Annotated in this window: 5 protein-coding genes; 1 reads left to right on the plus strand and 4 read right to left on the minus strand. The window is 70.4% G+C overall.

Annotation, left to right across the window (positions count from 1 at the left end; translation table 11 throughout):
- From L0H79_RS21865 to L0H79_RS21880, 4 genes are all read right to left on the minus strand, one after another.
- A partial coding sequence (locus L0H79_RS21865) for a hypothetical protein (RefSeq protein ID WP_301486871.1) occupies positions 1–191 on the minus strand: 191 nt, incomplete at its 3' end.
- Entirely contained in the window at positions 191–496 is a 306-nt protein-coding gene (locus L0H79_RS21870; RefSeq protein ID WP_301486873.1) for a hypothetical protein, read from the minus strand. The genes L0H79_RS21865 and L0H79_RS21870, both read right to left, overlap by 1 nt.
- A gap of 54 nt (positions 497–550) precedes the next feature.
- A complete protein-coding gene (locus L0H79_RS21875) occupies positions 551–904 on the minus strand; it encodes a hypothetical protein (RefSeq protein WP_301486874.1) in 354 nt (117 codons plus the stop codon).
- 278 nt (positions 905–1,182) lie between these two features.
- Positions 1,183–1,605: a CoA transferase gene (locus L0H79_RS21880; protein ID WP_301486875.1), complete on the minus strand. Its 423-nt coding sequence runs from the start codon at positions 1,603–1,605 to the stop codon at positions 1,183–1,185.
- A gap of 189 nt (positions 1,606–1,794) precedes the next feature.
- On the opposite strand from L0H79_RS21880, the gene L0H79_RS21885 reads away from it, so the two are divergent.
- Positions 1,795–2,400 carry a hypothetical protein gene (locus tag L0H79_RS21885; protein WP_301486877.1) on the plus strand — a complete coding sequence of 202 codons (606 nt, stop codon included), beginning with the start codon at positions 1,795–1,797 and terminating at the stop codon, positions 2,398–2,400.
- The last annotated feature ends 141 nt before the right edge of the window (positions 2,401–2,541 follow it).

Genomic DNA, 2,541 nt, shown 5'->3' on the forward strand with positions numbered 1-2,541 from the left:
CCCTGGACGCCGGGCACGTACGGCAGGGTCCGCGGGCCGAAGTACGAGCTCCCGGTCGCGCACAGCACGTCGAGCGGCGTGATCGGAACCGCCGTCGTCGCGATCACGCTCGTGCCCGAGCGGGCGGACGGACGCTCCTCCGCGCCGACCACCGGCGGCCGGCCGAACTCGGGGATCCGTGCGGCGCGCATCAGGTCGTGATGTCGGGGCAGGGCAGCGAGAAGCGTGACATCGTGCGGGCATACTCGAGCTGGAACCCGAGCGGCTCGTCGTAGTCGCGCTCGAACATCGCGATGAACAACGTCAGGGTGAGGAACGGGTGCGCACCGAGCTCGAAGAGCCTGGGGTAGTCATGCGTCGCCAGCGCCTGCCGCTCCTCGCCGCTGAACGCCTGCCAGGTGCTGGACTCCGCGGTGACGATGTTGAGCACCCGGTTGGCCTGGGTCTCCTCCCACCACCTGACCAGCTCGGCGGGCTCGGTGCGGTAGCGCTCCACCCACTCCGGGGTCGCGGTCGACGGTGTAGAGGAACTTGTCCAACAGGTATCGGCTCATGACGCCACCGCCTTGGGATACCAGGTGAAATAGGCCTCCATGGTGTGGAACAGGTCGAGGCTGTCGACGTAGTCTGCGGGGACGTGCTCACCGGCGACGCCCATCATCAGCATGAAGTCCATGAAGCCGTGCGTCGCGTTGCCGGGCAGATGCAGGCTCTCCAGGGTCACCTCGTCGAGGCAGTGCTCGATGTCGCCGGTGGCGATCCACTCGACCGCCTTGGCGTCGAACTCCGGGTCCGGGCCGTGCGGGCCGAACTGGCGCGGGCCGCCCAGCTCGAGGGAGAGGTGCCCGGTGCCGATGATCGCCACCTTGAGGTTCGAGGGCCAGCTCTCGACGATGCGGCGCACCGCCTGGCTCGACGAACCGGCTCGGCAGCGGCATCGGCGGGGCGAAGATGTTCGTGTAGATCGGCACGATCGGCAGGTCCGCCTCGGGCCGCAGCGTGATGATCGGGCAGGTGGGCGAGCGCGACGAGCACGGCCTCGAAGACCCGCAGCTGTCCCGGCGTCGGACGGCGGCCCGCGACGAGCCAGTAGGCGAGCTCGCCGAAGCTGGCCTTGCCCATCAGGTCGCTCGCGAGGTCCTGGCCCATGAGGGTGATGGTGTCGCGGGTGGAGATGCCCAGCTACGTCGGGAAGTCGAGCCGGGTGGCGTCCTCAGGCATGATGGGTGTCCTTTCTGCGACCGACCTGCCGGCCTGTTGGTCGGCGAACAGCCAGGCGCGGATCTCCGCGCCGTGCTCGTCCAGCTCGGGCGGCGGGAGCTCGTGGCGGACAGGCGTGCGCGAGAAGGTCGGTGGGTCGCGCACGGTGGGGACGGCGTGGTCGCCGTCGCCCACCACGACGAACGGGTCGAGCCTGAGCTTCGTCGCGAGCTCGATACCCTCGCCGACGCTGTTGATGGGTCCGCAGGCGATGCCGGCCGCAGACATCTGCTCGAACCGCTGTGCCCGGCCCTTGGTCGCGAGGCGCTCGACGAGCAACGGCCGGAGCTCATCCCGGTGCGCGGTGCGGTCCTGGTTCCGGGGCGACGACGGCCGGCCGGCCACGAGCCCCCGGTCAGGCGGGACAACAAACCGGAACGACGAGCGCAGGGGTGGCGGCCTCGTGCTCAGACAGAGCCCCGCGCCGAGTTCGTTCCGGCCAGTTGACCCGGTGGAGCAGGTCGCCGTCGCGCAGGAAGATCTAGCCCCGGCGCCCCCTTGAGCAGAGGCCCCTGTTGGGCAAACCATGGAGACATGGTCGATGCCGAGCCCGAGCGTTACGTCACCCCCACAGCGGCCCGCCCCTACTGGGCCAAGCACGCCTACGAGATCCTCGTCGAGACGGCCGGGCGCTACAACGCGGTCATCACCTACTCCGAGTTCGGTGAGCAGATCCAGCGACGCTCGGGCCTGTGGACGAAGGCGACGGCCGGTAGCTGGATCGGGACACTGCTCGTCGACCTGGCCAAGGTCAGCCATGTTCGCGGCGAGCCTGCGCTGTCGTCTCTCGTCGTGCACAAGCAGGATGGGCAGGTCGGTACCGGCTACAACGAGGTGCTGCGGGTCGCCGGGACCAGGCCGATCGACGATCCCGTGGCGCGGGAGATGCACGCCGCCACCACCCGGCTCGAGTGCTACCGGCACTGGGGCGCCGACGTGCCCGCGGACGCCACCCCGAGCTTCAGCCCGCGGTTTCGCGAGTCGCGAAGCCGGCGCGTTCGCGAGCCGCGAAGCCGGCGCGAGAGCACTCCCCACAGGCGGGCACCGTCCCGCGCCAGCACCGAACGCCACGGGCCGGTGTGCCCGACGTGCTTCCTGGAGATGCCGCTGTCCGGGCCGTGCCCCAACTGCACCGACTGAGCGACGTGCTCGACATCCGGCCCCGCCGTGCCGCCTTCCGGCCCCGCTGACTCCACCATCCGGCGGGGTGCGCGGCTGCGCCACCGACAATCGGACCCCGGCGGGAAAGTGAGAGGCGGCCCGCCCAAAGCGCCACCCACA

Origin of the sequence: Intrasporangium sp., assembly GCF_030452765.1 — a bacterium.
Lineage (GTDB): Bacteria > Actinomycetota > Actinomycetes > Actinomycetales > Dermatophilaceae > Intrasporangium_A.